The organism is Chamaesiphon sp. VAR_69_metabat_338, from assembly GCF_031423935.1.
Lineage (GTDB): Bacteria > Cyanobacteriota > Cyanobacteriia > Cyanobacteriales > Chamaesiphonaceae > Chamaesiphon.
The window spans coordinates 1-5,085 of record NZ_JANPGM010000292.1 but is presented as its reverse complement, the minus strand read 5'-3'; the positions used below and the strand labels follow the sequence as shown (position 1 = coordinate 5,085).

The 5,085-nt window shown below is 49.0% G+C and carries 5 protein-coding genes; 4 read left to right on the top strand and 1 reads right to left on the bottom strand.

The annotated features are described in order from the left end of the window. Positions 1-1,455, top strand: a 1,455-nt coding sequence (locus RMO84_RS08555) for a glycoside hydrolase family 15 protein (protein ID WP_310488047.1), incomplete at its 5' end; no start/stop codon positions are given. Positions 1,456-1,523: 68 nt separating this feature from the next. Here the strand turns inward: RMO84_RS08555 and RMO84_RS08550 are convergent. Further along, complete coding sequence (locus tag RMO84_RS08550) at positions 1,524-1,907, bottom strand: hypothetical protein (protein ID WP_310488046.1); 384 nt, start codon at positions 1,905-1,907, stop codon at positions 1,524-1,526. Positions 1,908-2,178: 271 nt separating this feature from the next. Between RMO84_RS08550 and RMO84_RS08545 the strand changes: the two genes are divergently transcribed. The 3 genes from RMO84_RS08545 to RMO84_RS08535 all read left to right on the top strand — a co-directional run bounded on the left by RMO84_RS08545 (position 2,179) and on the right by RMO84_RS08535 (position 4,941). Beyond that, positions 2,179-3,702 carry a GAF domain-containing sensor histidine kinase gene (locus tag RMO84_RS08545; protein ID WP_310488045.1) on the top strand — a complete coding sequence of 508 codons (1,524 nt, stop codon included), beginning with the start codon at positions 2,179-2,181 and terminating at the stop codon, positions 3,700-3,702. A gap of 193 nt (positions 3,703-3,895) precedes the next feature. Further along, positions 3,896-4,429: a tetratricopeptide repeat protein gene (locus RMO84_RS08540; RefSeq protein WP_310488044.1), complete on the top strand. Its 534-nt coding sequence runs from the start codon at positions 3,896-3,898 to the stop codon at positions 4,427-4,429. 68 nt (positions 4,430-4,497) lie between these two features. Beyond that, positions 4,498-4,941, top strand: a complete 444-nt coding sequence (locus RMO84_RS08535) for an HAD family hydrolase (protein WP_310488042.1) — start codon at positions 4,498-4,500, stop codon at positions 4,939-4,941. Positions 4,942-5,085: the final 144 nt, after the last annotated feature.

Below are 5,085 nucleotides of genomic sequence, written 5' to 3'. Positions count from 1 at the left end.
CTCAATCAGTTAAAACTGACTGCTGGCACCGAACGGATCGACAACTTACACGAATTTAGGTTCGATCGTCCGGCAGTCGATGCTTTAGTACCGCAGCATTACTACCTGGCTTATGCTGCTGATGCCAATCAACCATTGACTAGCAATCAGGAATTTTTATTAGAAGCCGAAACTAGTATTCCCGTCTTGCTCAAACAGTTACGCGGCTCGAATAATCTCTATCAACAAATCGAGCTATTACATAGCTTAAGTAAACTCAAAGGATTAGATTTTGGAACGGGTTTCGGTGGTGCTGGCGTCCGAGTCACTGTCGCCAATTTAATCGATGAAGTGTATTTCAAAGCCGGTAACTTTAGCAATCGACCCCATTGGGAAATCGTCCGGTATGCAGCAGGTTTATTAAATAAGGTCGAAATTAGTTTGTCCGATGCCGTAACCGATATTTTGATCGATGGCAAACAGATTACTGTCGGCATGGCTTACAGCGAAGCATCGACGATCGATGCCCCCATGTCCCATACTGAAATCGCTGAAAAAATCGATAAATTCTGTCGGGAAGATATTCGCGATCGCGTCTTAACCCAGGAAATTATTATTTATCTCGGGTTGTTAATTAAATCTCAGCCGACTTTAGTTAAAGGCTTGCTAACGCTGCGAGTTGGCTATTTAATTATCTTGCTGACGAGCGAACTGGCGATCGAATTGGGGATGACTCAAGATACCGCTTATGAAAAATTGATGACACTGAGTCCCTTCGAGATCCAAACAAGGCTGTCTCAAGTGTTGACCGACTACCAAGGTGTCGGCAAAATTGTTTTTCAACAAGAATCACTGCATCTCAATCAATCTCAGCATCAGATTGCCTGGGTGGTCAATACTATCGATCCGAGCGTACAAAACCCGCCAGCTACCCCGATCGATTGGCGATATCAACGCTGCAAAGATGGGGCGATCGTGCGCGTCGATCGAGATTTCTATCCGAGTGTCTGGCGATTGCTCGAACATTGTCAAGGCATCACGATCGGCGATAAGCTCGAAAAACGCAATCGGTTGGATAGCGAAATTATCTTATCGGAAATGACTCCCGGCGAGAAGAATTTTGCCCTCCGGATCGAGCACCTCCTCAATAAAATTGTCGCACCCGAATATCGACAATTAAATATTGAAGCGTTGATAGCACTAGCCGCTCTATCCGAGCGCAATCCCGATCTCGATATCGAAGAATACATCGTGCTCGATGTCTTGATCGGTCATGCAGTCAGATTGGCTTGGCTGGATGTCGATCTACCCAAGCACACCACTGCTCAACTCGATCGGGCGGCGTTTATACCTACTAATTACGAGCACTATAAGTCGTTGGCTTGGAGTGCTTTTTATCAAAGTTCGCCCCAGATTTGTGCCAATTATATTGTCAAATCGCTGCAATTCTTGAGTCAAATCGCAGTAGCCAGCTAACGGCTGCGGACTGAAAACGACACCTGTCTCTAGAGCTTGTCGATCGAGAACTGCTAGCTGGCGATCGCCTAGCGACGCAAGCGGTCGGCGGGATTGTAAACATCGATTTGGACATTCTGCTGGAGCTTGACGGGAGGTGTGCTAACTCCCGTTGGGTTGCTGGTGCCACCATTAATTTGCTGAGTGCTTTGACGTTGCTGGCTGGTGCGATCGGTACCGCCATTAGTACTTTGAACGTTAGTCGAACTCACACTATTACCTACACAACGACCAGTGCTATTTTGCTGCACTTGATTGGTGCGATCGGTCGCTTGTTTAGAACCATTAATCGCAACTTGAATGTTCGTATCATTCATCACGCATTGCGCGCTAACGGGGGTAATCTGGCCGGAAAGAACAGTCGATAATGTCGCTAGAGCCAATAGCCCTAGAGAGTAGCAAGTAGGTTTCATAATTTAGGCGATCGGAAGTAATCTTGAGTGGGACTACAGCCCAAACAGCAATTATTCCGTAAATTTATTCCCAAGTTATCGCATTGGGGTTGGGGAAACTTTGTTGTTGCTGGAGTTGACTTATCCATCTGTTTTCGATCGGTTTTTAAATTGGGATGGCTACTGCTGTCAATCCCGCTCTGCGGCAAATGTTGCTCTGGACTGATTTCGTGGGAATTTTAGAAGTAGCTACCTCCACTAATTCACACATCCCACTGCGGGCAATCGTCCCATGCTCAATTCAGACCAAGACCTACATTCGCCACCACATCCCCAGGTAACTAGGTCTCGATCCCTACAACCACCGCAGATCGGCACTGAATTGAGCGGCGATCGATCTTCGACAATGCCGATTTTTGCTGAAGCGACTACGCTGGCAAGTCAGCTCTTGGCGGCACCAGTCGCGATCCTGACCGCGATCGCCGGCACCGGCTACCAAATTGGCGCGATCGCTGGTTTGGGGCAATTGAGCGCGCTGCCGAGCAATCCCAATTTACACTTAGAATTAGCTGGCTTAGAATACTGCCACGATCGCATTATTAGCAGCCAGGGTAGCCTGAGCGTGCCGGACTTTTGCCAACAGCCCCAATTAGCTCGATCGGCTCTGCTGCGGGTACATGGCCTGAGAGCCTATTTAGGCGTTCCTGTTCTCACCGCCGCGCGCGATCGGATCGGTGTCCTGGCAATTTTAGATTTTAAACCCCGCCAATTTAGCGATCGCGACATTGAGTTGCTGTTAGTGGTCAGTCGCTTGCTTGCTAGTGAATTCGAGCGCAAATTATTGAGTCAAGCCCAGCTCGATCGTTATCTTAGCGATCTTCAGGAGCGAGTGATGCCCAACTTTGACGCTCCAGGTGCCGCCGCGCCAGGAAGGGGCGAACTCGATCTTCACTTGCTACAGGTCGCAGATTTAACGACCCCTGGATTAGATACTACGATCGCAACTCCGTCGCAGTACCCCACATTTGGCGATCGTCGCAGCGAAACTCACTTTGAGTTATTGACCCACCTAGCTCGCGAACTGCGCACCCCACTAACATCGGTGCTGGGTATGGCCAGTGTCCTGCAACAAGAAATCTATGGCCCGCTCACTACCAAGCAAAAAGATTATTTAGGCATCATCCATCAAAGCGGTCGCCAATTAGTAGGCATCGTCGATGAAATCTCCCAACTGGGCAGCTTGGTTGGCGACACCTCTTCCTTAACGGGCGATCGACAACACTCGCTCGCGATCGAATTAGTAGATTTAGAGATGCTGTGCCAATTAGCGATTCATAGTCTCGAACCAACTGCTGCTAAAAAACAGCAACAAGTCAGCCTCGATCTGAGTGGATCTGATGTCTCAACCACTGCCAATCCACTGTGCTTACTCGATCGCGAGAAAGTCCGGCAGATCGTTTATTATCTGTCTCTAAGTGCGATTCATGCTAGTGCGGTCGATCGGCAGATCTCGATCCAGCCGATTCAGCTCCCCGATCTACTGCAGATCCAAATTACTACCAACGATCCGCTGGCGATCCTCCCCGCCGGAACGCCGAGAGATATCGAGCGACCATTCCCCGCGATCGAGGGTTCTCCCGTGCCAATTTTACAGGAGTTGCCATCAGATATCCGCATCAATCTAGGATTATCGCTCAGTCATCTCCTCGCCGCAGCACATGGCGGTCGGATCGAACTCATTCCCAATCGGCAGGGTTATCAACTCTCATTACCGCTGCTCTTAGCTCCGAGTGCAGCCGATCCTAACCAAAATTGAGTGCCACGCGATGCTCCAGAAGAGGGGCTTCGCCAACGAGATTTTCCGGCTGTAGCACTGATGAATTCTGTGTTTGTACCGATCTGAATCTGAGCGAGCAGAGGATATGCTAGCAATTAACTATCGATCGTCAAATCTAGTTCTGAAAATAATCATATTTTCCCCCCATTCAAGTATTTAGCAAAAGATCGGTATGTCTCAGTCCACTCCTCTGCCAACTGAAAGCCGCAGCCATAGCGATCTCTTGCGTGGTGCCAAAGCTAAGTATCAAGCTAGCGACTATCAAGGTGCGATTGTCGATTACACCCTAGCCATTGCGGCTCAGACCGATGATGCCTTAGCAATTTGTTGTCGCGGTGCGGCTTACTATAAATTAGGTGCTGGTAAAAATGCACTCAGCGATTATAATCGTTCGATCGCCCTGGATCCGAAAGCCGCTATTACTTACTATCGACGCGGTTCGCTCTATTATTCGATCGCCGATTATCAAAATGCGATCGCCGACTACAATCGCGCCACCGAGCTTCAACCCGATTTTGCCTTTGCTTATTCCAATCGCGGCTATGCTTATCGCGAATTGTATGGCGAACAAGAAGCCCTTATCGATTGGCGATTTGCGGCGAAATTATTTAAAGAGCAAGGTAATTTGGCTCAATATCAACATATCGTAGATTTAATCGATCGGATTACTGGTCTCGATAGCTCGGCATCGGGAATGTTGTCATAAACCACTCTATCTCCCTCGGACAATTATGATAGGCTGGTAGCTGGCTTCAGATTTACACCACTGCAACCATGTCATCATCCACTGCCGACATCCGACTGCTCGTTTTAGACATTGATGGCACGATCGCCGGAAAATCCAATCAAGTTAGCGATCGAGTCAAACAGGCAGTCAAAGCTGCCCAAGCCCAAGGCGTTCGCGTCGGGATTGCCACCGGCAGAATGTATAAATCAGCCTTGCGCTTTCATCGGGAAATTGGTGCGGATGTGCCTATCATGGCTTATCAAGGAGCCTGGATTCAAGATCCTACTTCGGGAAAGATGTATCGCCATTCGCCCGTCCCGGTCGATACCGCGCGAGCATTAATCGATTACTTCGAGCAACCGCACCTACTCGATCGCTTATCCGTTCACGTCTATCGGGATGATTGTCTGTACGTACGCAAAATCGACAGCGACACGGAGCTATATATCGGACGCAGCGGCATTGGTGTCACACCGATTGGCGATTTGTGATCGGCCTTAATCGGCAGTCCGACCAAAATCTTGGCCATGTCTGAAGATATCGCGCTGATCCAGCACCTGCTGACCGATCTGCGGCAACGTTACGCGCCAGCAGACTTACATATCACCACCTCCGTCCCGATCTTTCTCGAAACT